General features: G+C 46.3%; 26 protein-coding genes and 2 pseudogenes. 22 read left to right on the top strand and 6 right to left on the bottom strand.

Features of this window, described 5'->3' with window-relative positions:
- Positions 1-14: 14 nt before the first annotated feature.
- The 11 genes and pseudogenes from D3F01_RS03370 to D3F01_RS03320 all read left to right on the top strand — a co-directional run.
- A pseudogene (locus D3F01_RS03370) lies at positions 15-98 on the top strand (Maff2 family protein); the annotation flags it as partial.
- Positions 99-123: 25 nt separating this feature from the next.
- Positions 124-990 (top strand): VirB6/TrbL-like conjugal transfer protein, CD1112 family, encoded by an 867-nt coding sequence (locus D3F01_RS03365; RefSeq protein ID WP_002304374.1) that lies wholly within the window; start codon positions 124-126, stop codon positions 988-990.
- 17 nt (positions 991-1007) lie between these two features.
- Complete coding sequence (locus D3F01_RS03360) at positions 1008-1442, top strand: PrgI family protein (RefSeq protein WP_002304375.1); 435 nt, start codon at positions 1008-1010, stop codon at positions 1440-1442.
- Positions 1402-3789 (top strand): VirB4-like conjugal transfer ATPase, CD1110 family, encoded by a 2388-nt coding sequence (locus D3F01_RS03355; protein ID WP_002588967.1) that lies wholly within the window; start codon positions 1402-1404, stop codon positions 3787-3789. The genes D3F01_RS03360 and D3F01_RS03355 overlap by 41 nt, the downstream gene beginning before the upstream one ends.
- A 3-nt stretch (positions 3790-3792) precedes the next feature.
- Positions 3793-5529, top strand: coding sequence for a C40 family peptidase (locus D3F01_RS03350; RefSeq protein WP_002304377.1), 1737 nt, complete (start codon positions 3793-3795; stop codon positions 5527-5529).
- A gap of 14 nt (positions 5530-5543) precedes the next feature.
- The gene (locus D3F01_RS03345) at positions 5544-5801 is read left to right on the top strand and encodes a DUF4315 family protein (protein ID WP_002304378.1); all 258 of its coding nucleotides are present in this window, start codon (positions 5544-5546) and stop codon (positions 5799-5801) included.
- On the top strand, positions 5791-6474 hold the full coding sequence (locus D3F01_RS03340) for a DUF4366 domain-containing protein (protein ID WP_002578950.1): 684 nt from the start codon (positions 5791-5793) through the stop codon (positions 6472-6474). The genes D3F01_RS03345 and D3F01_RS03340 overlap by 11 nt, the downstream gene beginning before the upstream one ends.
- A gap of 151 nt (positions 6475-6625) precedes the next feature.
- On the top strand, positions 6626-7858 hold the full coding sequence (locus D3F01_RS03335) for an ATP-binding protein (protein WP_117458726.1): 1233 nt from the start codon (positions 6626-6628) through the stop codon (positions 7856-7858).
- Between the two features lie 177 nt (positions 7859-8035).
- Positions 8036-8350: pseudogene (locus D3F01_RS03330) on the top strand (toprim domain-containing protein); the annotation flags it as partial.
- Positions 8351-8438: 88 nt separating this feature from the next.
- A complete protein-coding gene (locus D3F01_RS03325) occupies positions 8439-8699 on the top strand; it encodes a DUF6061 family protein (RefSeq protein WP_081028504.1) in 261 nt (86 codons plus the stop codon).
- Between the two features lie 173 nt (positions 8700-8872).
- Complete coding sequence (locus D3F01_RS03320; RefSeq protein WP_133300986.1) at positions 8873-9214, top strand: hypothetical protein; 342 nt, start codon at positions 8873-8875, stop codon at positions 9212-9214.
- Positions 9215-9404: 190 nt separating this feature from the next.
- Here the strand turns inward: D3F01_RS03320 and D3F01_RS03315 are convergent, their stop codons facing one another.
- From D3F01_RS03315 to D3F01_RS03295, 5 genes are all read right to left on the bottom strand, one after another.
- A complete protein-coding gene (locus D3F01_RS03315; protein ID WP_242885917.1) occupies positions 9405-9920 on the bottom strand; it encodes a hypothetical protein in 516 nt (171 codons plus the stop codon).
- A gap of 195 nt (positions 9921-10115) precedes the next feature.
- On the bottom strand, positions 10116-10505 hold the full coding sequence (locus D3F01_RS03310) for a hypothetical protein (protein ID WP_055187026.1): 390 nt from the start codon (positions 10503-10505) through the stop codon (positions 10116-10118).
- A gap of 31 nt (positions 10506-10536) precedes the next feature.
- Entirely contained in the window at positions 10537-11283 is a 747-nt protein-coding gene (locus D3F01_RS03305; RefSeq protein WP_133300985.1) for a hypothetical protein, read from the bottom strand.
- A gap of 265 nt (positions 11284-11548) precedes the next feature.
- Entirely contained in the window at positions 11549-11683 is a 135-nt protein-coding gene (locus D3F01_RS03300) for a cyclic lactone autoinducer peptide (RefSeq protein WP_165852945.1), read from the bottom strand.
- A gap of 68 nt (positions 11684-11751) precedes the next feature.
- A complete protein-coding gene (locus D3F01_RS03295) occupies positions 11752-12330 on the bottom strand; it encodes an accessory gene regulator B family protein (protein ID WP_097783063.1) in 579 nt (192 codons plus the stop codon).
- A 179-nt stretch (positions 12331-12509) separates the two neighbouring features.
- On the opposite strand from D3F01_RS03295, the gene D3F01_RS03290 reads away from it, so the two are divergent.
- The 10 genes from D3F01_RS03290 (at position 12510) to D3F01_RS03245 (ending at position 23438) form a co-directional block, all read left to right on the top strand.
- Positions 12510-13208 carry a LytTR family DNA-binding domain-containing protein gene (locus D3F01_RS03290; protein ID WP_242885915.1) on the top strand — a complete coding sequence of 233 codons (699 nt, stop codon included), beginning with the start codon at positions 12510-12512 and terminating at the stop codon, positions 13206-13208.
- A 302-nt stretch (positions 13209-13510) separates the two neighbouring features.
- Positions 13511-14473: an ATP-binding protein gene (locus D3F01_RS03285; protein ID WP_242885913.1), complete on the top strand. Its 963-nt coding sequence runs from the start codon at positions 13511-13513 to the stop codon at positions 14471-14473.
- Between the two features lie 75 nt (positions 14474-14548).
- Positions 14549-14866: a DUF3847 domain-containing protein gene (locus tag D3F01_RS03280; RefSeq protein WP_242885911.1), complete on the top strand. Its 318-nt coding sequence runs from the start codon at positions 14549-14551 to the stop codon at positions 14864-14866.
- Positions 14867-15129: 263 nt separating this feature from the next.
- Entirely contained in the window at positions 15130-16713 is a 1584-nt protein-coding gene (mobQ, locus tag D3F01_RS03275; protein WP_154256859.1) for a MobQ family relaxase, read from the top strand.
- A gap of 1361 nt (positions 16714-18074) precedes the next feature.
- Complete coding sequence (locus D3F01_RS03270; RefSeq protein ID WP_005945116.1) at positions 18075-18257, top strand: hypothetical protein; 183 nt, start codon at positions 18075-18077, stop codon at positions 18255-18257.
- 93 nt (positions 18258-18350) lie between these two features.
- A complete protein-coding gene (locus D3F01_RS03265; protein ID WP_223383313.1) occupies positions 18351-19976 on the top strand; it encodes a recombinase family protein in 1626 nt (541 codons plus the stop codon).
- Positions 19963-21783 carry a DNA topoisomerase gene (locus D3F01_RS03260; protein ID WP_117506259.1) on the top strand — a complete coding sequence of 607 codons (1821 nt, stop codon included), beginning with the start codon at positions 19963-19965 and terminating at the stop codon, positions 21781-21783. The genes D3F01_RS03265 and D3F01_RS03260 overlap by 14 nt, the downstream gene beginning before the upstream one ends.
- Positions 21780-22625, top strand: coding sequence for an LPD16 domain-containing protein (locus D3F01_RS03255; RefSeq protein WP_002304387.1), 846 nt, complete (start codon positions 21780-21782; stop codon positions 22623-22625). The genes D3F01_RS03260 and D3F01_RS03255 overlap by 4 nt, the downstream gene beginning before the upstream one ends.
- A 13-nt stretch (positions 22626-22638) precedes the next feature.
- Positions 22639-23235 (top strand): YodL domain-containing protein, encoded by a 597-nt coding sequence (locus D3F01_RS03250; protein ID WP_002304389.1) that lies wholly within the window; start codon positions 22639-22641, stop codon positions 23233-23235.
- Positions 23232-23438 carry a transposon-transfer assisting family protein gene (locus D3F01_RS03245; RefSeq protein WP_002578948.1) on the top strand — a complete coding sequence of 69 codons (207 nt, stop codon included), beginning with the start codon at positions 23232-23234 and terminating at the stop codon, positions 23436-23438. The genes D3F01_RS03250 and D3F01_RS03245 overlap by 4 nt, the downstream gene beginning before the upstream one ends.
- A gap of 48 nt (positions 23439-23486) precedes the next feature.
- Here the strand turns inward: D3F01_RS03245 and D3F01_RS03240 are convergent, their stop codons facing one another.
- A complete protein-coding gene (locus D3F01_RS03240) occupies positions 23487-24080 on the bottom strand; it encodes a hypothetical protein (protein ID WP_021386789.1) in 594 nt (197 codons plus the stop codon).
- A 163-nt stretch (positions 24081-24243) separates the two neighbouring features.
- Here D3F01_RS03240 and D3F01_RS03235 point away from each other — a divergent pair, with 163 nt between their 5' ends.
- Entirely contained in the window at positions 24244-24582 is a 339-nt protein-coding gene (locus tag D3F01_RS03235; RefSeq protein WP_118199520.1) for a TnpV protein, read from the top strand.
- Positions 24583-24636: the final 54 nt, after the last annotated feature.

The raw sequence follows: 24636 nt of genomic DNA, 5'->3' as shown, positions 1-24636 counted from the left end.
TTTACACCTATTTTGGTATGAAACAGCTCATGGCTGGCGGCGGTGTTGCCCTCATCGGCACCACCCTTGTACCTCTGCTCTCCGGACTGTTCGGTTAATCACAAAACAAGGAGGTAATCGCCTTTGGACAGCATACTCCAACAGATCACAGACTGGCTGAAAGAAATGCTCGTTTCAGCTATTATGGGAAATCTGTCGGGGATGTTTGAGTCCGTCAACAACCAGGTTGGCGAGATAGCAACCTCCGTTGGCATGACCCCGGCGAATTTTTCGCCGGGTGTCTTTGCCATGGTACGAAACATCTCCGAGTCAGTGATTATCCCAATCGCAGGCTTGATTCTGACCTTCATTGCCTGTTATGAGCTAATTCAGATGATTATTGACCACAACAATCTGGCAAATTTTGAAACCTGGATCTTCTTCAAATGGGTGTTCAAGACTTTTGTTGCGGTCATGTTAATCACAAACACATTCAATATCACGATGGCTGTGTTTGATGTGACACAGCACGTTATAAACGCAAGCGCCGGTATCATATCCGGAAATACTGCCATAGATGCTTCGGCATTGGAAACAATGGAAGAAACGCTGATGGCAATGGATTTGGGTCCTTTGCTCGGCTTGTTCCTGCAATCCTTTATCGTGCAGGTCACGATGTCCGCTTTGGCAATCATCATCTTTGTGATCGTCTACGGTCGAATGATTGAAATTTATCTGATGGTCAGCCTTGCCCCGATTCCGCTTTCCACTTTTGGAAACAGAGAACAGAGCAATATCGGACAGAATTATCTGCGTTCGCTGTTTGCAATCGGATTCCAGGGATTCCTGATTATGATCTGCGTGGGCATTTATGCGGTGCTGATTCAGTCTATCGCATTCAGTGATGACATCATCGGTTCTATCTGGGGTGTTATGGGCTACACCGTCCTTTTGTGCTTCACCCTGTTTAAGACTGGTTCGCTTGCGAAGGGTGTATTCAGCGCTCACTAAGGGAAGGAGGAAATTGTTTGGCAGCGTATATTCCCGTACCTCGTGACCTGACGAGGGTAAAAACAAAAGTGTTCTTCAATCTGACGAAACGGCAGTTACTTTGCTTTGGTGCGGCGGCGCTCATCGGAGTGCCGATTTTCTTTCTGGTCAAAGCAACCGGAAATGTGAGCCTTGCAGCACTGTCCATGATGATCGTCATGTTACCGTTGTTCTTTCTGGCAATGTATGAAAAGGATAGTCAGCCGTTGGAAGTGGTTGTAGAACACTTCATTCAGACCAAATTCGTTCGTCCCAAGGTTCGCCCTTATCAGACGGACAACTATTATGACGCTTTGATGCGTCAGTACAAACTGGAAAAGGAGGTTGAACGAATTGTTTTTCAAAAAGAAGCCACAGGCAAGAAACATCAAAATGCCTGCAAATCTGAATCGGAAGCAGCAGCGAGAAATTAAAGCTGTTGTGGAACGGGCAAAGAAGGACAACGGTATTCCGCAGACTGCACAGCAGTCCATTCCCTTTCAGAGAATGTTCCCGGATGGCATCTGCCGTGTCACTGACAGTTATTACACCAAGACCATTCAGTTTCAGGACATCAACTATCAGCTGGCACAGCAGGAAGATAAGACTGCCATCTTCGATGAGTGGTGCAGTTTCCTGAATTTCTTTGACAGCTCCATTCACTTTGAGCTTTCCTTTATGAACCTGAGTACCGATGCTGAAAGCTTTGAAAAGAGTATCCGTATCCCGTTCAAGAAGGACAGCTTCAATCCCGTCCGTGCCGAGTATAGCCAGATGCTGAAAAAGCAGTTGGCGCAGGGCAACAACGGCTTGACCAAAACCAAGTACCTGACATTCGGCATTGAAGCCGAATCCATGCGGCAGGCAAAGCCGAGACTCAACCATATCGAAAACGATCTGCTCAATAACTTTCGGCGTTTGGGTGTCATTGCCACTACCATGAACGGCAAAGAGCGGCTGCATCTGATGCACTCTATGTTCCACATGGGTGATAATGATAAGTTCTTCTTCGATTGGAAGTATCTTGTGGAATCCGGGCTGTCCGTAAAGGACTTCATTGCTCCGACGGCGTTTGCCTTTAAGACCAACCGCACCTTCCAGATGGGCAGTATCTTCGGTTCGATGTCTTATCTGGCAATTACGGCATCAGACCTGTCTGATCGTATGCTGGCGGATTTTCTGGATATGGAATCCACGCAGATCGTGACCATGCACATCCAGTCGGTTGACCAGACTGCGGCGATTAAGACCATCAAGAGAATCATCACCGAGCTTGACCGTTCCAAAATCGAGGAACAGAAAAAGGCTGTGCGTTCTGGCTATGACATGGACATTATCCCATCTGACCTTGCTACCTATGGTAAAGATGCGAAGTCACTTCTGAAAGAATTGCAGAGCCAGAATGAGCGAATGTTCATGGTGACATTTCTGGTGCTGAACACCGGGCGCACCGAGCAGGAACTGGAGAACAATGTGTTCCAGGCACAGAGCATCGCCCAGAAGCATAACTGCAATCTGCGTCGTTTGGATTTTCAGCAGGAATCCGGACTGATGAGCAGCCTGCCTTTGGCACAAAACCTGATTGAGATTCGTCGTGGCCTGACTACCAGTTCCACGGCTATTTTTGTGCCTTTCACCACGCAGGAGCTGTTCCAGAATGGTGGAGAAACGCTCTATTACGGGCTGAATGCTCTGTCGAACAACCTTATCATGGTGGACAGAAAGAAGCTCAAGAACCCCAACGGACTGATTCTGGGTACTCCCGGTTCCGGTAAATCCTTTTCCGCAAAGCGTGAAATCACCAATGCGTTCCTGGTTACGGATGACGATATTATCATCTGCGACCCCGAAGCGGAATATGCGGCTCTGGTTCACAAGTTCAATGGTCAGGTGGTAAAAATCAGCTCCTCCAGTACCAACTATATCAACCCTATGGACATCAACCTGAACTACTCTGAGGATGACAACCCGGTAGCACTGAAAGCTGATTTTATCCTGTCCCTCTGTGAGTTGATTATGGGCAGTAAGGATGGCTTGCAGCCTATCGAAAAGACGGTTATCGACCGTTGTGTGCATCAGATTTACCAGAGATATTTCGACAATCCTGCCCCTGAGAATATGCCGATCCTTGAGGATTTGTATGATGCCCTTCTGAAACAGGACGAAAAGGAAGCCCACCATGTAGCGACCGCCTTGGAAATCTATGTTAAGGGTTCTCTGAAACTGTTTAACAACAGAACCAATGTGGATATTCAGAATCGTCTGGTGTGCTTCGACATTAAGGAGCTGGGCAATCAGCTGAAAAAAATCGGTATGCTGATCGTTCAGGATCAGGTCTGGGGGCGTGTAACTGCCAACCGTTCTGCCGGTAAATCGACCAGATATTATATTGACGAGTTCCATCTGCTTCTGAAGGAAGAACAGACGGCAACCTATTCCGTAGAAATCTGGAAGCGATTCCGTAAATGGGGCGGCTTGCCGACCGGTATTACTCAGAATGTCAAAGACCTGCTTCGTTCCCCGGAGATTGCCAACATCCTCGAAAACTCTGATTTCATCTATATGCTGAATCAGGCAAGCGATGACCGAAGTATTCTGGCACAGCGGTTGAACATTTCGCCGCATCAGCTGTCCTATGTAACCAACTCCGGTGAGGGCGAAGGACTTCTGTTCTATGGCAATGTGATTCTGCCGTTCATTGACCGATTCCCGACAGATCTGGAACTGTATCGCATTATGACCACGAAGTTAAACGAGGTGGCACAGGAAAAGGAGGCGTAATGTATGGCGAAAAGACCTACACGACTCCGTTTTACCGAAGATGACCTTGCAGATTCTCATGTGAAGAAAGCTGCCGACCGTGCAGATAAGGCGGTTGATAGGGCTGAAAAAGCGGCAGACAAATTGGCTTCTAAAAAGGCAAAGCCGAAGCTAAAGCTGGAAACAGATGCAGCCGGTTCCCGTAAAGCAAAGCTCCGTTTTGAAAAAGCGGAGTTTACGGAAATCGAGCGCCCATCTGTGGCAAAGCACATGGCAAGCCGTGGTGCCGCAGTCACGCTCACATCCAAAGCACATCGGGCGGTGTCAGAATATGAGGATGATAATATCGGCGTTCAGGCTGTGCAGGAAACGACCAAGGCTGTTGAATCCACTGTCTATACCGTCGATCATGCCGTTTACAGTCACAAGCTGAAAGCCTACGACAAGGCGGAAAAGCTGGTTGAGAAGTCAGATAAAGCAAATGTAAATGCCCTGTATGAGAAGTTCAAAAAGGACAACCCCGATGCCGGTTCCAATCCCTTTTCCCGTTGGCAACAGAAAAGGGCAATCAAGAAAGAATATGCTGCCGCCAAAGCCGGTAAGAATACCGCTTCGACAACGGCTTCTGCATCTAAGGGTGCAGGCAAGGCAACGGGCAAAGCAGCTCAGGGAGCCAAGAACATCACAGAAAGAGTAACGGAGTTCTGCACCACACACTCTAAAACGATTCTGTTTGTTTTGATTGCCGGACTGCTTTTTATGATACTCTCAGGGATGTTCTCGTCTTGTTCGGCTATGTTCCAAGGCGGCACACAGATCATTCTGGGAACTTCTTTTACTGCAAAAGAGGAAGATATTATTGGTGCGGACAATGATTACAAGGCTTTGGAAGCTGCGCTCCGCAATAAAATCAATAATATCGAGCGTACTCATAGCGGATATGACGAGTACCGGTATGACCTTGATGAAATCAACCACAATCCTTATGAGCTGGCGGCGTATTTGACGGTGAAGTTTGAGGATTACACCAGAGATGAGGTGCAGGCTACCCTGCAATGGCTATTTGAGCAACAATATGAGCTGACCCTGACGGAAGTAGTAGAGATTCGTACACGAACAACATCTTCTACTGATCCCGAAACGGGAGAGACAACAACAGAGGAAGAAGATTACGAATATTATATTCTGAATGTGAAGCTCAGAAATAAGGGCTTGAACAGTGTGATTTCAAATTCCGGCTTGTCGGAAGATGATATGGAGCGATATAGAATTTTGCTTCAGACAAGGGGCAACAGACCGGATATTTTCGGAAATGACATTTACGCCACCCCTGGCGGCGAGTACACCGATTATGATATTCCGGGCGAAGCGCTGACAGACACAAGATTTGCCAATATGATTCGGGAAGCTGAAAAATATCTGGGATACCCGTATGTGTGGGGCGGCAGCAGCCCGTCTACCTCCTTTGACTGCTCCGGATTTGTTTCCTATGTAATCAATCACTGCGGAAACGGTTGGAGTGTTGGTCGTTTGACCGCAAACGGTTTGATGGGCGTATGCGACATTATCCCGAAAAGCTCTGCCAAACCGGGAGATTTGATTTTCTTCCAAGGCACTTATGATACCTCCGGTGCATCACACGTTGGTATCTATGTTGGCAATGGTATGATGATCCACTGCGGAAACCCCATTTCCTACGCTTCTATCGAATCGAATTACTGGCAACAGCATTTTTACTGCTTCGGCAGAATCAGAAACTAAAGGAGGGATGGCGATTGAGTGCCAAGTTAGACAGAATAGGTGCAGACCTTGAAAAAGCCCGTAAGAAACGGGCAGAATGGGATGCTAAGGTGAAAGACCTGGAACGCAGATACCGTGAGGAGGAAAATTCCGAAATCCATGAGATGGTTCATGCTGCGAACCTGAATCCCGAACAGCTTTCCGAGCTGCTCCGTATGTTTGCTGCGGATATGGCTCCGAAGCCTGATACGATCAATACTATGAATGAGGAGGAAACGCAGAATGAGATTTAAGAAAATTGGAGCCGCATTGCTGGCGTGTGCAATGTGTTTTGGCGTGTTTTCTACAACGGCATTTGCCTATGTAGATGAAAGCGTAGCGACTGAAGAACCTGCGGTCGAAGAAAAAGTTCCCGAAACAGAGCCGGAGGAGCCGATGCTACCGCTTACTCCCGACGGCAATCTGACTTTGGTTGATGACGCTGGCTCGCCTACGAAAAGCGGAAAGCAGTTCATTACCGCTGTAACCAAAAACGGAAACTACTTCTATATCATCATTGACCGTGATGATAAGGGCGAGGAAACCGTGCATTTTCTGAATCAGGTGGATGAAGCCGACCTGCTCAAGCTGATGGACGAGGAAGAAGTTGCAGAGTTCACCAAGCCGGTTGAGGAAACAAAGCCGGAAGTAGTTGAAACAGTTCCTGAAATTACAGAACCGACACCGGAGGAAAAGCCGAAATCCACAAATATGCTCCCGGCGATTCTTACTCTGATTGTGCTTGCCTGTGGTGGTGGATTCTTCGTATTTAAGAAAGTCCAGGAAAAGAAGAAGGCACAGGAAGCGGCAAAGCCTGACCCAGATGCTGATTATGTGGACGATGACGAGGACTATGGGTACGATCCGGAGTTTGAGGACGACGATGAAGATAGCTCCGTCGATGAAGATGATAATGAACCTGTGTAAACAGGATAGGCTTGATGCCTGGGGCAGCCTTCGGGTTGCCTTTACATAGTTTCCGCTTTCAAAAAATAAAAAAATTTGCGTTTTTGAAAGTGACATCTTGCATATACTATTAGCAGACAGTATAATAAGTACAGCGAAGCGGTTTCGAGAAATGAAAAAATTTCAATTTTTGAAAGCGGGTGACTATATGAAAACAATCACGAGAGCAAAATATCTCGATAGAATCATTGAACTGAATGGTACTCCTGACATCAAGATCATCACGGGCATTCGTCGATCTGGTAAGTCCAAATTGATGCAGGCGTATATTGCGTATCTGAAAAGCAATTTTGAAAACATCAATATTATCTTCATCGACTTCATGGATTTGGCGTATGAAGAAATCAAGGAATACCATGCCTTACACGCCTATGTGGAAGAACATTATCAGGAAGGAAAAACGAACTACCTGTTTGTAGACGAGGTTCAGATGTGTCCCAAGTTTGAGTTGGCAATCAATAGCCTGTACTCTAAGGGAAAATACGACATCTATGTAACAGGCTCTAATGCTTTCCTGTTGAGTGCAGATCTGGCAACTCTGTTTACCGGACGCTATATTGAAATTCATGTGTTTCCTTTCAGCTTCCAGGAATATTGCCAGTATTATGATGATATTAGTGACAAAGATAAGCTCTTTGATGAGTACGCTATCAAGGGCGGTTTAGCAGGTTCCTATGCTTATAGAACCGAAAAAGACAGAACAAACTATATCAAAGAGGTCTACGAAACGATTGTTACAAGGGATTTGGTACAGAAATATACTCTCCCGGACACTTTGGTTTTACAACGTCTGAGCGAGTTCCTTATGGATAATATCAGCAACCTGACTTCTCCGAATAAGGTCAGTCAGCTACTGACAGCAAATGAGACTCCAACCAATCATGTAACCGTCGGCAAGTACATTAAGTATTTGTGCAATGCTTTTGTATTTTATGATATTAAGAGATATGACATCCGAGGTAAGAAATACCTTGAAAGCTCTGAAAAGTTCTATTTGTGTGACAGCGGTATTCGATATGCAATACTGGGAAGCAGAAATATAGACTATGGCAGAGTATATGAAAACGTTGTTTGTATCGAGCTTCTTCGCCGTGGATATGATGTCTATGTCGGCAAGCTCTATCAAAAGGAAATCGACTTTGTTGCTCAGAGAGGTAGCGAAAAGATTTATATTCAGGTCAGCGACAACATTTCCGGGCAGGAAACATTTGAGAGAGAATGCTCTCCTCTGCTTCAGATTCGAGACGCTTATCCGAAAATGATTATTGCCAGAACCAAACATCCCCAATATAGCTATGAAGGAATCGAAATTCACGATATAGCCGATTGGTTGCTACAAGAATAAGCAAGGTGAAATATCTCCGTCATTCTCTTTTGAAATGATGGAGATATTTTTATTATGACGGAGATTGTAGAACAGAAAATTGTATCAGGTTGCAAAAATCCTTTCCGAACTTTTTACATAGCAGTCATGCACTACGGTGTGTGGCTGCTTATTTTTTTGTGAAAGGAGCAGATGCAAATGAAATTAGTTTTGGCTGAAAAGCCTTCGGTTGCACAGAGTATTGCCAAAGTGTTAGGTGCTGCCAAGCGTGAGGATGGCTACTTAGAGGGAAACGGATATGTGGTCAGCTGGTGTGTAGGGCATTTGGTGGAGCTGGCACAGCCGGAAGTCTATGATGCGAAGTACAGCAAATGGGCTTATGCAGACCTTCCTATCTTCCCGATGGACTGGCAGTATGAGGTTTCTGCCGGTACGAAAAAACAGTTTGGGATTCTGAAAAAGCTCATGGCCAGAGAAGATGTTGCGAGTCTTGTGTGTGCAACAGATGCAGGGTAGTGCGGTTAGGTGACTCAAGAGAAAGAAAAAAGAGACCTCATCTCGTCAAAAATCAAATTTCAAAATCATTAAAGGAGCTATTCAAATGAAACGAAATCAGAATTTCGACCATAATCACTCTCAAAAACTGCTTTCCTTCCGCTACAACATAGACACCAACCGAGTGGAAGCCCGGTTCACGGATGGCTCTGCCGTCGCCAACAGGATGCCCAACTGCCTCAGAACATCCTCAACCCGCTACTTTACAGTGGGGTTGACACGGAGGATTGAGTGTCATCGTTTTTTCATGGCTACCGCCGAAAATCATTGTAACGTATTTTGTGTTACAAATTGGTCAAGCGAATGATTATGATTAAAATTCTCTTACTCGCACAATAAGTCATTTGATAAACTGGTTAAAATGCCAAATAATTTCAAATCATAGTCCAACACACAACAAATGTGGTATAATAACAATATATTTAATGCTTTAACTGTGTTTGCAAAAAGGAAAAGAAGATAAGTATGGAGATTACATGGTTGAAAAATGAAGATAATGCCATTCAATACGTCTATGCCTCTGCTGTTCCCCAAAAAATACCATTAGACATTTTTAAAGAAATTGTTCAGAGCAGTAAAGAAAACTGTCTACCTGAATTTTATGTGATATCTGAACAGGGAAAGTATATCGGATATATTTTATTATTGGCCGATAAAAAAGAAGACATCCCTAAACCTTTTACATTTCTTGCATGTCATAATGGCGATACTCTGCCAAAAGAAACTCACAAAAAAATATTGGAATTTATCGGCAAACGGTGTCGTGTAAACAACTGGAATAAACTCGCTTGGTTGGCCGAACAAGAAATCCAGCAATTGTGATATCATCGTTTTTTAAGCTATCTCTCTATAAAAACTCCTTAAAGACATAAAGGCAAACTTGAATAAATAAATTTATCTAAAAGCCCCACCTACAATAGATATTCCAAATCGAAGAATCTACTGCAGGTGGGGCTTGTTCTATGTGATAAGCTATTTTGTAAAAATCAAATACGTAGATTATATGGCAGAATCATTTGGTGACACTGAAAGCTAATGTTGCGCCATCAACGACACTATACATATCGCCGTTAGCCGCAGTAGCAATTCCAGTAAACTCAACCTCCCATTTTCCTTTAGAGAGTCCATATTTTACATTTTCCGTACCGATTGTGCCGTATGCAGAAATGGCATGATCAAAGGTTCCAAAGGGTGTACCAAGTTTATTGAAATGCAGGTTACCTTCAAAGGAAACAATTACTGCACCCGGAACGGTAATCGTCCATTGGATATACCCTTCAGACAGATAATCAAGTGTACATGAACCAGCATCGCCCCAGAAGGTTTCGCGAGAAATTGGGACAAGTTTGAATGTTGCAGAGTTTACAGTTGTTCCTTTATCAATTTCGATACTAGATTTTTTGGAAGAAAGTGCTACAACGCCTGGTTCAACTGCAACAGCAGCAGGCATCAAAACTGTGTTGAAAACAACCAACGCAGCACTCGTTCCAGCCATTTTAAGGAATTCATTTCGGGTCATCTTTTTCATGTCGATTTGCTCCTTATATTTTATTGACTGTTACAAGTCACCCAGCTACAATTTGGATTCTTTTTCGCTTAATTCTGCACTGGAATCACCTCTTACAAAATTTTAGTATATTGGCATCATCGTGATCAAAAGCAATATCACTAACAGCCACCTCATCACACTATAAAGCCGCAAATTTTCAACTCAGGTGTATGCTCATCGGCAAATAAATGTGAACCATACGAATGCCGCTGTTAAACAACCTGCCAAAACCACTAAAATACAACTTGCCAACTTTGGCTCAATAGCAACTTTTTGATTTTCGCACAGCGCAAATTTCTGAAGTTCCTGAAATGTTGTTTGATTGACATTGCCGTGTATTGCTTTCCATGCAACGAAATGATTTGTAATCAGAAGATAATCTGAAACGATTCCTACAAAAACAATGGCAAAAAATGCTGCGGAAAAGAACCACATTCCATCGCATTGATTCACCGTCAGGATATCCTGAAGGCTTGCTGGCTTCAATGCCCATAAAGCCACAACATATAGCAATACTTCGCAGAAATCTCTTTGGAGTGGCCCTTTTTGCTTAAAGAATCCCATTACATGTTCTCCCTGTTCTTTGAAGTCACTATCAGCCACCAATGGCCTGATAATAATCCGTTTTAGACCGAATCAAAGAGCCATTTGACTTATATTCCTTGACAGTTTGATGATAGCAATGTGTATAGTAGCTATTGTCATAGGAAAATAGGACTTCATACGTAATAGAAGATATTGTCACTTTATAGCAGTCCGAGGACATACTCTGAAGCATCTGATCGAAAATAAACGATGCTGTAGAAGAAATAACTGCTGCTGGTGTGCTTCCCCATGCAGTTGCTAAAATACTGGCTACATCAGATGCTTTTTTGCATTTACGCAAATCACTAGCATAAACCGTATCGGTTGCACTTGTGCCAACATAGCGGTGCTTGAACTGCGACCCTGTCACCTCGCTTCCAGTGAGTGCAGGAATTTGTGCCAGCTGTCCGTTTTTGTAATTTTGCTGATCTTGATAAATTTCATAGAACAAGCTATAGTCACTTCTTGCAGTTGATGTTGTTGATTCACCAGATGCACCTACAACAACAATGTCCATCACATCATTAGGATGCACCGTACGCGTAATTCGTGTGATACCTCCATCACGAATTGTAAGCTGTTCAACAACATCTTTTCCATTCATCGAGTACGAAACAGAATAATTTGATCCTGTCAAAAGAGATTCGCTATTGCCATGATTTGTTGAATCTGCAAAGGCAATGGGCATAATGGAAGCAACACAAAGCAGCACCGCTAACACGCAGGAAATATAACGCAAATATGTTTTTGTTTTCATTTTGTTTTTTCCTTTCATGCATTCCTATAGAACAACGGACTCTCATCTGTGCATCGGAAACACCTCCGAAGTACATTGATTATCGATGCTCTCACTTTTTCAAGAGATATTTTCCAAATGCAAGGACGCCTAGAATATAGAAAAGCTGACGAACAATCAACATAATGAATGAAAGCAGCTCCAACATAATCGAACAGTTCCTTTTAGAAAATTATCAAGAAATATATCCCGTAAGAGTATCGCTATCTTACCTTTCATATGAATTTCAGTCATGCTCAAGCGATTCCGGGACATCCGGCTGATATGCCGTAAAGCCACAGGTGCTGTTCACGCTCAAGACTGCGAGAGCCATTGCCATAATGCAAGTGACCTTGCTCAAGAGCAACATAATCTTTTTCATTTCTGTTACCTCCGTTTGATATTTTTTAGAGCATTCATCTTCTGAAAACACATGAACGCCCTCGTACCTTAGGATATCTTCGCTTGTTTCTGAAAAAACGGAATGATTGCAAAAATCACTAAAACCCATTTTGAAATGTAGTATACCGTTATACTGCGGGTGTCCGGAAGCACATTGAAAATGGCAAACAGGAAATCTATTGACGAAAGAACAGATGCGACCATCTTATAGCTTAACCGCTTCTTTTTGCCTAAAGGCTTATTCGTTGCTTCTATCGGAGAGAAAAAGATAGCGATGCCCATAAGAGCTGCTGTTGTCAGGATACGAAAAAGGTGATTGGCTGCAATTACTTTACTCAGCAAAATGCAGATAAGTGCCAGTCCGGTAAATGCCAGATAGCATCTGGTGTGCGACGTTGCATGATATCCACCAATGTAGATTCTCTGCGGGATAAACCCAATCAAAAATGAAAGTGAGTATCGAACATCACCACACACGGCAGAGACGAGGATGACAAGCAAAACACTTACAACAGACGATATGAGCAACTCGTACCCATAGACATACGCATCCGCTTTTGATTCGTCTACCACTTTTTGTTCGCAGAAAAGACGGACTAATTTCTGAGACAGCGTGCGTTCCCACATTGCAGTTGCGCCACCTTATCTTCTGATTTTTGCTTCACTGTATCATAAATTTCAACAAAATCAAGAGGTTTGGCAAAACTGGTCGTTCTGGTGACAAAAGTGGTAAGTCAGGCTACTTGTAAGGAGCCTTTGCACAGTCTATAATAGTATCAGAACATTATTTTGTGGAGGTTGTCGAAATGCTGAAGTACCACGTTGCAGTCTGCGATGATGAGAAGTCAGACCTTGATGGTATTGTTCAAAGCGTCCAGCGATACGATGTGCAAGGTTGCTTTGACATTGAAACTTACATGGACGGAAACGAACTTCTGAGCGAATTGCAAATGCAGAAGAAATCCTTCGATTTGCTGCTGCTCGACATTGAGATGCCATCCAACGGTTTTCAGCTGGCACAATCCCTGATTCAAATGGAGAAGCATCCCTTGGTGGTATTTGTCACGAAGCGGCACGAGTATGCTGTGCAGGGATATGGCATTGCATTCCGCTACCTTGTCAAACCTTTGGATCAGACGCTGTTCGCTGCGGCGATGGACGCTGTCCTTCAGGAACTGAAATCCAAACATTTCACAATCGAATACGATGGTGTCACCATGTCCTTGGAAACATCAGATATTTACTTTCTGGAAAGCCACGGACATAAAGTTCTGATCCACTGCAAGGAGCAAGACCTTACATTGAGAATGAGCATTCCTGAAGCCTTGGAGCAGCTTCCCAAACGATGCTTCGTGTCGCCACACAAAAGTTATCTTGTCAATATGGAACACATTGTTTACGCTACTGGAACCGCTGTTTTTCTTTCCAGCGGACATCAGCTACCGATCAGCAGGAGGAAGCGTCAGGAGTTCAATCAGAACTTTAACGCTTATTTGGGAAGATGATACTTTATTATTTCGTTGAGTTTGCAGGGAGCTTTGCCAACATCGCTCTGTTGCTGCTTTTTATCGGTCGGCTATTTCCTAAAAAGGAGCCCGTTTCAAAATGGTTCTATGTGTATGTTGTGCTTATGATCGCTGGCCAGTGTGCACTAAGCTTATTCCCGGACTGGGTAACGTAGCGCACGATCTATCTTTTAGTTGGCGGATTTTTCCTCGCACTGCTGTTTTACGAAGTGCGACCATGGCAGGCGGTTTTTGCAAGCGGAGCTTTCTTTACGCTGATTGCTTTGGTGGAAGTGCTTGCAATGCTCCTGATCGGGCTGCGCATCCCTGATACCGATATTCTGATGCAGGCTGGGGCAGCACGGTTGGTTTATGTTGTTTTTTCAAACCTGATTCAAGTTCCACTTGTAGTCCTGATCTCACATTTTTTCAGTCGAAAGGGAAATGCTCTGCGCATCCTATGGCTGTTGCCAATTATTGCGATTCAAATCGCAAGCATCGCTGTCTGTTATGTGGCACAGTATCATGCTGCGGATGAGTATTTCCCGGATTATATGGTCGGCCTTATGGCTGTGCTTCTCCTTATAAACATCCTGATCGTGTTCTATGTGGAAGCTCTCCGGGAAAATGAACTGGAAAAATTCAAAGCCAAGTTCAATGAGCAGCAGTACAATCTTCAAATGGAATACTACCAGCAGCTCAAAGAACGTCAGGAAGAAGTCCGTTCTCTACGGCATGATGTGAAGAAATACATTCTGGCGATGCAGGCAGTTGCAGAACACGGCGATACCGAAGAACTTCACAAGATTGCACAAGCTGCCACGGATATTTTTGAGCGTTCCACAAATGTTTCTGCTGTCGGAAACCCTGTTGTTGATGCTCTTTTGAATTATTACCTACGCATCGCAGAGAAGAATAACATCAAGGTCAAACTGGATGTGACGATTCCTGAAGTTCTGACGATCTCATCGCTGTCTTTGAGCATCATCCTCGGAAATACATTTGACAATGCCATTGAAGCCTGTTGCAGTCTGCCAGCGGAACAGCGAACCATCCATTTACAGCTGCGCAAACAATATCGGAGCCTTTTCTATCGGCTGGAAAACCCATACAGTGATACTTCTCGCGGAATCCGCATCGGAGAACATCATGGTTACGGGCTAAAAAATATAAACCGTATCGTTCAGGAAAACCATGGTGACTTCTACACGAAAAAGAAAGACGGTGTATTTACGGTTCAAGTTCGCTTGAACTGCGAAAATTAAATATGTTTCCACAGCCAAATGATCAGCCTTTATACTGATTGTTTGGCTCTTTATTTTGTAAAGGAGCGTGATGCTATGACCCAGCCCAAATCCGACCTTGCCTATCTCCGCAGCGAAAAAGCCAAAGCGGAGCAGCAGCTACGCTACTACAAGCACCGTGAGAAAATTCTGGAACATCAGATACCGGAGCTGACCCGCAAAGCCCGTGTGCATCGTCTGTGTACCCGTGCCGGAATGCTGGAAAGTTTTCTGATTGCGCCGGAAGAACTCACCAACGATCAGGTGATGGAGCTGCTGAAAATTGCGTTCCGTCAACCAGAAGTTGCGCTGGCTCTTGCAAAGATGATTCACGACCTGCACGAAAGCCGCAGCGTTCCGCACCCTTTAGAATAAAGGGCGCAATTATACACCGTTCCGGTGAAATTGCGGTCTTGCAGACGGCTCGATGAAATCGAAGCTGGCGTTTGTGCGCCAGCCCGATTCCATCCCAAGGAAAACTGCATTTTCCTTGCGCTGCTTTGCAGCTATCCTTTTGCGGCTCCCGCCTGAGATCGAAGCGCATGGCACTCCGTTCTAAGGCGGCGAGCAAAACCGAATACAATTCCAGACCGTTCACCAAGAGCAATCTTGCTGGGCGGTCTTTTTGTTTGGGGGTGATGCCTATTCCGTGTCCGCATTTCAAAATTACCATCGTCAAGCGCAGCCAAGGGCAGTCCGCTGTTGCCGGGGCCGCTTACCAAAGCGGCGAACGGCTGTTCAGCGAGTACGACCAGAGAACAAAATTCTACAACAAGAAGAAAGAGCTTGTCCACGCTGAGATCATGCTGCCATCCTATGCGCCGCCCGGATATGCAGACCGGGCGACCCTCTGGAACGCCGTAGAAGCTGTGGAGAACCAGTGGAACTCCCAGCTTGCCCGGCGCATCGTGCTGGCGTTCCCGGTGGAGGTGCCGAAGGAGCAGTATTTGTCCATGATAAAAGAGTTTTGTCAGGAGCAGTTTGTTTCCAAAGGGATGATTGCCGACTTTGCCATCCACGACAAGGGAGATGGAAACCCACACGCTCACATTCTGCTGACGCTCCGGGCAATAGATGAACACGGCAAGTGGCTCCCGAAAGCCAGAAAGGTGTACGACCTTGACGAGAACGGTGAGCGCATCCGGCTCGCTTCCGGCAACTGGAAGTGCCACAAGGAAAACACGGTGGACTGGAACGACCAGAAGTATGCCGAGGTCTGGCGGCATGGCTGGGAGACCATTACCAACCGCTATTTGGAAGCGGCTGGCCGCCCGGAACGTGTTGACCTGCGCTCCTTTGAGCGACAGGGCATCCAGCAGATACCGACCGTGCATCTCGGTCCCGCCGCACACCAGATGGAAAAGCGTGGAGTGGAAACTTTTCTCGGCAACCTGAACCGGGATATTCGCGCCGCCAATAGCCTGATGCAGTCCATCCGCAGTGCGATTCGTGGGCTGCAACGCTGGATCGCAGACCTGAATGAAAAGAAGCAGATTCTTTTGGATGCACTGGAACAAGCCAAGGAGCCAATGCTGTCCGACCTGCTGGTGGATTACTTCAACCTCCGCAACGAGCAGCGCAGCGATTGGTCTGGCAAGGCAAAACTGAAATGCACTGTCCGAGACTTTGAGGAAGTCAAACGGGCGGTGGACTATCTGAAAGCCCATTCTCTGAACACCATCGAGGATCTGGATACCGCAATTTCTAACCTGAACCAGACCGCCGCCCCTCTCCGTAGGCAGTTGAAGCAGAACGAAAACCGTATGCGGGCAATCGCCCAGATCAAGGATGCTGCCGCCGCCCATGCCAAGCTGAAGCCCATCCACGACACCTTTATCAAGAAGAACTTCAAGTTGACCAAGGACGCTTATGCCGCCCAGCACAAAGAGGAGCTGGACACCTTTAATAAAGCTGTCCGCACTCTGATGAAACTGAACGGCAGCACAGCGGTAGATTTTTCGGCATTGGATGCCGAATTTTCTGCGCTGCAATCCGGCAGCGCAGAACTGCGTACCAAACTGGAAACCTTGCAGCCGGATGTCTCTGCCCTGAAAAATATCCGCAAGTATATCGACATGGTGCTGAATAAGCAGCAGCTTTCCACACCGGGCGGCAAGCCCCCGGAGAAGGAATCGGTGCTGAAACAGCTGGAGCAGCTTCAGCAGAAAAAGTCCAACTACAAAACGATTTCTACCACCCCAAACCGCGAAGAATCGCTCTAAACGATCTTTCTGTCACCGATATGCCGTTGCAATCAGTGGCAGAAGTACATAATTCATTTGTTTTTTGCTGGCTTTTGGCTATTCTCGCTGGCTAGTGAGTAGAGGCGTACTTTTAAGGCAGAAATTTTCTCCAACACCCCCCATTTTAGGCCACTTTTTCTGTTAATAGTAGAAGCGCCTCTTTGAAAGCCGGTCATTTGTGACCTTTTTGTTAATTCTCAAAAAGATGGTTGTCTTTGGGCTGTTTTCGTTGCCTACCTATTGAGAGGATTTTTTCAAAAGCGGAGATTTGGTCTCAAGAATTACAATTCAATTACAAGTTTCTCACCAATGCTACGAAACAGGCGTTCTCGATGCCTACCAAGTGTAGGGCATCTTTTTCAAGACCATTCTCGGACTATTATGACGTTTTGTTTACAAAATTGCTTGCAATGCTACGAAATGGCCTTTTTCATCGGCTACCAAGTAGAAGGATGTTTTTCGTCCGTCAAAGTCCAGAAATCTTCCATATGTTCCTTGACAAGTGAATAGTTCAATCGTCCGGTACTTCACAAAAGGTACTTCTGTAACTCGCAGCCCGGTCATAACGAAGACGGGGTGGCTGAAATGCCAATGGTGCGGTGCAAGCCCGCCGCCGGACGATTCCCCACTCCTAGGGAAGTCGAGGACCAATATGGGAGACCTTAACTTATTAACGCAGTTGAGCACTTGTTTCGTGCTTTTCTGCGACTGGAGAATTGGAACCCTCCAATTCTCGTTACATACTCTTTGTTCCTGATTTCTGCTTCAGCTGGAGGTGATCAACATTTCAGAATATCTTACCACGCAAACTCCGCTGCCGCCGTTTCTCCCATACCCACGCTTCCTTTTGGAACTTGACCTGAGTCAGACTGCAAAAATGACTTATGTGTTGCTACTCGACCGTGCCACACTCTCGCAGAAAAATCTCTGGATAGATGAACGTGGATTCGTGTTTGTCATTTTTACGATTTGCTCTTTGGCTGAGCAGCTAGGGCGCAGCACTGTCAGTGTTTCCAGTGCGCTTAAGGAATTGGACGCTGCGGGATTGATTGAGCGCAGACGAACGCGGTTTTCTTCGCCCAATCACATCTTTGTGAAAATTCCAAATGTTGAATAGTTCTGCGTTTTTCACGATTCAAGAACCGCCAAAATCACGATTCTGTGATGCAGATTCTTAATGGCATCTGCAAAAGATATTTTTCCTATGCAGTATAGCAGCCTTTAAGACTGTATCGAAGAAAACTTTCACCTAACCAACGTAATAAAACAAAAAGAGAAAAACGAATAGAATCCATCCATTCCTTTCCGTATTTGCACCACATGAATGAGGAGGTCTGCCCTTGAACAAAGAAAAATCTGAGAAGAAGCCCACCACACGCAAACGTGCGCCGAGAAGTCCGAAGTCCGTGCGCCTGATCGTGGAACGCCATTATATCGGCAATGTGCCGATGAATACGCTTTTTCAGCGGCTTGTGGAAGAAGAAATTCGTAAAACTGCCGAATCGTATCTCGCCGCTGGCTAATTGGACGTTTTACTGCGGAAAAGGGCTTGCATCGTCACGCAGCATCCGCTACAATGTGATTGATGAGGTCTCTTTTCCATTATGGAGGTACACATGGAAAAGGACAAAAAAGTAACTGCTTTATACTGCCGACTGTCAAAAGATGACGGTTCAAACAGCGAAAGCCTGAGCATCCGCACTCAAAAGTCAATGCTTATGGAGTATGCCACACGCAACGGTTTCGGGAATTGCCAGTACTATGTTGATGATGGTTACAGCGGTACGAACTCTGACCGCCCTGCCTTTCAGGAACTTCTGGATGATATCCGGGAAGGAAAGGTGGCAACAGTCATTACCAAAGACCAGTCCCGACTTGGACGCAACCACATCGAAACCGGAACGTATATGGAAATCTTCTTTCCTGAACACGGTGTCCGCTATATTGCAATCAACGATGGTTATGATTCCAACGAGCAATCTCAGATGGATATTGCCCCGTTCCGAAACATCATCAATGAAATGTACGCCAAAGACACTTCCCGAAAGATCAAGAGTGCCCTTCGGACACGCAAGAAAAGTGGAAAGTATATCTCCAGCGGCGCACCGTTTGGCTACCAGAAAGACCCTGCCGACCACAATCACCTTGTGATCGACCCGAACACCGCCCCCGTTGTTGAGTATATCTATTCAATGGCAGAGGAAGGGCTGGGGCTTCACCGCATCGCCAAGCGGCTCCACGATGAAAAAGTCTTGAAGCCGTGTTACTACAAGAAAGAGATGTTTGGCCGCTTTATTGATGATGAAAAGATGTATGATTGGGACAGTGCCTATATCAGTCAGGTTCTGCACAGCCCAGTCTACGCCGGACACATCATCTACGAAGCCAAGCCCACCGTGTCCATGAAATCCAAAAAGCGGCGTTATATTCCGTTTGAAGAACGCGCTATCGTTCCGAATACACATGAAGCAATCATCCCACAAGACCGTTGGGAGAACGTGCAGCGAATCCTTTACAGCCGTTCCAGTAGTTTTATGTGCGATAAGACCGACTACGACAATATCTTCAAAGGCATCGTCCGCTGTGCAGACTGCGGCAGAACGATGTTAGTCAAGGTCGAGCACAGGCGCAAACGTAACAGTGTTCTGGATCAGACCTTTTATTGTTGCAGCACTTATCGGAAATATGGTGCGAAAGCCTGTGACTCGCATAATTTGGAAGCCCGTGTTCTGCATGAAGCTGTCTTTGCGGACATTCAGGCACACGCAAAGGCCGCTGTGAGCAATCGGGAAGCCCTTGTGAAGAAGATTGCAAATCAGATGCACCTCCGGGTGTCCTCTGACCGGGCGCAGCACAAACGGGATTTGAAGCAGTGTAAAGCACGAATCGCAGAAATCGAAGACCTGTATGCAAAACTTTATGAGGACGTATCAAAGGGACTTCTCCCGGAGAAACGTTTTCAAATGCTTGCAGATCGCTACGACAAAGAACAGGCTGAACTGACCGAGAAGATTGAGCAGTACGAGCGGGAAGGCCGTGCTGAACACGATCAGCTGGACAAGATTCAGGATTTTATTGATGAAGTCAGCAAGTACGCTGGTATCACCGAACTGAACTATAAGATTCTGCATCAGCTGATTGACAAGATTCTGGTATCCAGAGCGGAAAAGGTCGATGGCGAATACGTCCAGAAAATCCAGATTTTCTACCGCTTTATCGGCCCATTGGATGCCATCGAGTAACAAAGTCAGAAAAGTCACCTCCGAGAACTATCCTACAGATGCCGGTCGTGAGGGCGAGCTGATCTTTCGGTTGGTGTACCACAAAGCCGGGTGCAGAAAGCCGTTTGAGCGGCTTTGGATTTCCTCGATGGAAGATGTAGCAATCAAGGAGGGCTTTGAAAATCTCAGGTCTGGAACGGAATATGATGCTTTGTATGAAGCAGCACTGTGTCGAGAACGAGCCGACTGGATTGTTGGTATTAACGCTACTCGACTTTTTTCGACCCTTTACGGGCAGACCCTGAATGTTGGTCGTGTTATGACCCCTACCCTTGCTATGGCTGTTATGCGAGAAGCTGCCATTTCCGCATTCAAGCCTGAACTGTTCTACACAGTTCAGATTGGATTGGATGGTTTTACGGCTGCAAGCGAACGCTTCAAAACCAAGGCAGCAGCCGAAGCTGTCAAACAAAGCTGTTCGGTGGCAATCGTTCAGAAAGCTGAATGTAAGGAGAAAACAGAAAAGCCGCCTGCGCTCTATGACCTGACCAGTTTACAGAGAGAAGCCAACCGTGTGCTTGGCTACACGGCACAGCAGACCTTGGACTACACGCAGAACCTCTATGAAAAGAAACTGGTCACTTATCCCCGTACCGACAGCAGGTTTCTGACGGAAGATATGGCACATAGCCTGACCGACCTCGTAAAGCTGGCTTTCCACACATTCCCCGTGGAGGATGTGGATAACATACCAGTTCATGCAGAGCAGGTTGTGAATAACAAAAAGGTCACAGATCACCATGCCATCATTCCGACCAGAGAATTGCAGAAATGCAATCTGAGCGAACTTCCCAAGGGTGAACTTGCAATTTTGCAACTGATCTCGAATCGGTTGTGCGTAGCTGTTGGCGATCCGCACCGATACGCAGAGACAGTTATTGAGCTGGACTGTGGCGGTACCGTGTTTTCCACCAAAGGCAAAACTGTTGTGCAGGATGGATGGAAAGCTCTGGTTCAGAAAAATGATTCGACAAAATCCGACGAAAACGTGCAGACACTCCCTTCTGTTTCCGTTGGTGACGAAATGACCGTCAGCGGCACGGAAATCAAGGAAGGGAAAACATCTCCCCCTAAACACTTTACCGAGGATACTCTGCTTTCTGCTATGGAAACTGCCGGTGCGGACGAAATGCCTGATGAGGTGGAGCGCAAAGGTTTGGGAACGCCTGCGACCCGTGCCGGTATCATTGAGAAGCTGGTTCGCATCGGTTTTCTGGAGCGTAAGGGTGATAAGAAAACCAAACACCTGATTCCGACCCACAAGGGTACGGCTCTGGTAACAGTCATGCCGGAACAGATTCAGTCCCCATCCATGACGGCGGATTGGGAAGAAAAATTGTTGCTCATTGAGAAAGGCGAATATGCCAGCGAGGACTTTATGGACGAGATCAAAGATGTGATTGCCGGTCTGATTCAGAACTATGAAGTAATCCGTGATTCCGAGGTTATGATGTCGAAAGAAGCCAATTCTATCGGCAAATGCCCGCTCTGCGGCAGTGCTGTAGAGGACAAAGCCAAGGCATTTTTCTGTTCCAACAGAGCTTGCAAATTTGCCCTCTGGAAAAACAATCGCTACTTTGCGAGCATCGGCAAGAGCATGACTTCTGCCACGGCGCAGAAATTGCTTGGTTCCGGCAAGGTAAAGCTCAAGAATTGCAAGTCCGAAAGAACGGGCAACACCTTTGATGCCACCGTCTTTATGGAGGTATCAGATGATGGCAAAACGAAGTTCAGTATGGAATTTGAAAATGGAGGAAAGCGCAAATGACAAATGAGTACAACCCGGATGGTAAGGAAATCCGATTTATCGACAGCCATTATAAGGATTTGTTTCATATCCCCGATGGCAGCTGTGTGCAGATTCACTACCCGGATGAAATGGTTGTGAAGCCCTGCACCTTCATTGACGAGTATCATACGCAGATCGGATACAATGTGTTTCATATCTGCCAGTTTGCAGAAATTATGGAGCGCAACGGCGCAAGCTATATGCCGGAGCCTGAGATTATGGGCGATGAAGCCGCATGGAAGGTCGGAAAGGATAGAATCCTTGCGGTGCAGACCTGCGAAGATGGTTACGACTACACCCTGTTGGATGAAAACTACAACGAGATTGATGGCGGTCAGGTTGATAACCCTGAACTGTCCATGCTCGAAGTCCGCCGGGATATTCTGGAATCCTTCGGGCTGGAGCGCCGGGAACTGCGGGCAATGTTCTATGAGGATGTCATGGAGCAGGCTTTTGAAGTCGGCAGACAGGCGGTGGTGGTCAATGACCCTATCGCTGAGCTTGCTTTTAAGCTCGACCGTTTTGCAGAGAACTTCGACCCCTATGAATATATGGATCAGGTCGATGATGTGCAGGCGCATATCCAAGAAATCAAGGCAGATCTTGCCGCTGGTAATACGGCTCCGTATCGTGAGTTCCTGAATACAGCCATTGAAGAAGCCCGTGAGGAAACTGCGGTTGAGGTTGCCAAAGTGCTGAAAAGTCAGCTGGATAAGCTCGACTCTCCGAAGCGTGAGTCGGTCATGGAAAAACTGGCACAGGCCGCAGAAAAAGCTGCGCCTGCCAGTCCCTCTCCCAAACGCAAAGAGCCTGAACGATAAGGAGGACACGGATATGAAAAACGAAAAATGGGATGATGTTCACGGAAATACCACCCCGGATGACAGAATGGTTGCTTTTCTGGAAAGCCCCACGGATTCCTATGCGATTCTTCAGCTGCGGGAAGATGTAGACGATAATATCCCGCTCATGTTTGCAAATTACAGCTACCTTCAGAAGAAAGAAATGGAGCCTGAGATTGACCGTTACGAGGTGGTCTATCATGGCTCCATTTCTATGTCCGAGGATGTGAATCGGCAGCTGGAAGATTTGTATGTAAAGTTCAATATTGACCACCCGGATGATTTCCGTGGTCACAGTATGTCGGTCAGCGACATCGTAGCCTTAAAGGTAGTCGGTGAGGTATCCTTTCACTATGTAGATTCTGTTGGGTTTCAGAAGCTGGAAAACTTTATGAAGTCCGAAAACTACCTGAAAAACGCAGAGATGGCAATGGAAGATGATTATGGGATGATTGACGGTATCATCAATAACGGAAAAGCGTCCGGATTAGAGGAACGTCCTTCGGTGTTGGAGCAGTTAAAGGAAAAGCCCGTGCCGGATGTTTCCCATAAGCCGCCCAAGAGCCACCCGGAAAGGGAGATTGAATGATGGATTTCACACAGGATGAGCGGAACATGATGATGCTTTACAGCCCTGGCACAAGGTCAGGGCTGTGTGAAGCACTGACACTGATGAAGGAACAGCTTTCGGAGGACGAGTCAGAGCTTTTTGCTTTGGCAGACTCGGTTCTCCGTAAAGTTTCAGCCATGGACGATGCCGCCTTTGAGAAGCTGAACCTTTATCCGGATTGATAGGATTGGAGGGATACAATGAACGCAAAAGAGCGATTTTATTCCGGATTAGCAAAAGAAACGATTGGGAAAATCACCTCGAACACAGATAACTGGACTTCGTTTTTGAGAACGATGTCCCGCAACTATGAGTTCACCTATCCGGAACAGGTGATGATTTATGCTCAGCGCCCCAATGCGACCTTTTGCAAGCCCTATGAGGACTGGAACGCTGAAAATTACCGCAGATATGTAAAGCGTGGCTCTACCGGCATTGCTCTGTTTGTGATGAACAGGGATAAACCGTATCTGCGCTATGTGTTTGATGTGGCGGATACCGGCGTTCGCCGTTCTTCCCCGGAACTGAAACCGTGGGAGGTGACGCCTGAAAACCGCTCCTATGTCATGGAAGCGATGGAGCGTACCTTCGGTGTTGCCGCTGACGGGGTACTGGAAGCACAGCTTGAAGATATTGCATCCGCACTGGCGGCTGAGTATTGGGACGATTACAAAAAGCAGTTCCTCGACATCGTTGCCAACAGCTTCCTTGAGGAGTATGATGAACTCAACATCGAAGTAGCTTTCAAAAATGCGGTGGCAAACAGCGTATCCTATACGATGTATTGCCGGTTCGTGGAAAGTCCCGACAACTACTTCGAGCATGAGGATTTCCAGAAGGTGTTTGATTTTAACACCAGACAGACGGTAAATGCCCTTGGTACTGCGGTGAATGCCATCAGCACAAGGATGTTTCAGGAAATCGAAAAAGCGATTGGAGAACATGAGCAGATTAAAGCTACCGAAAGGAGTACAGATTATGAGCGAGATGACTTACAGACAGGCCGGAGATTATCAGATTCCGAACCTTCAGTTGGAGAACGAGGGAGAGAAACCTCTGGGCAAGTACGGCAGGATGCGTCGAGCATTTTTGGAACAGAACAATCCGATGCTCCTGAACGACATGATTCTGACGGAGAGCCTGTTCCCGCACCTGTGGGAGATCGAGGAAACAGCGAAAGCCAGAGTGGAGTTTCTGATGGAGCAGTACCTGAAGGACAGCCCCGCACCGGACAAGGAAACGCAGCAGATGGCGTGGGTGCAGCACATGAACAGCCTGAAAGCACAGGCGGAGGAAGTCGTGATGACGGAGCTTATCAACAGCTGAGTCTGAACCTTTTCCTCTCCGAAAATGAACAAATCAGTTTTATCGACCGAGCAG

Source organism: Faecalibacterium sp. BCRC 81149 (assembly GCF_022750605.1).
Taxonomy (GTDB): Bacteria; Bacillota; Clostridia; order Oscillospirales; family Ruminococcaceae; genus Faecalibacterium; species Faecalibacterium duncaniae.
The sequence above is the reverse complement of the archived record's forward strand: the minus strand, read 5'-3'. Positions and strand labels throughout refer to the sequence as shown.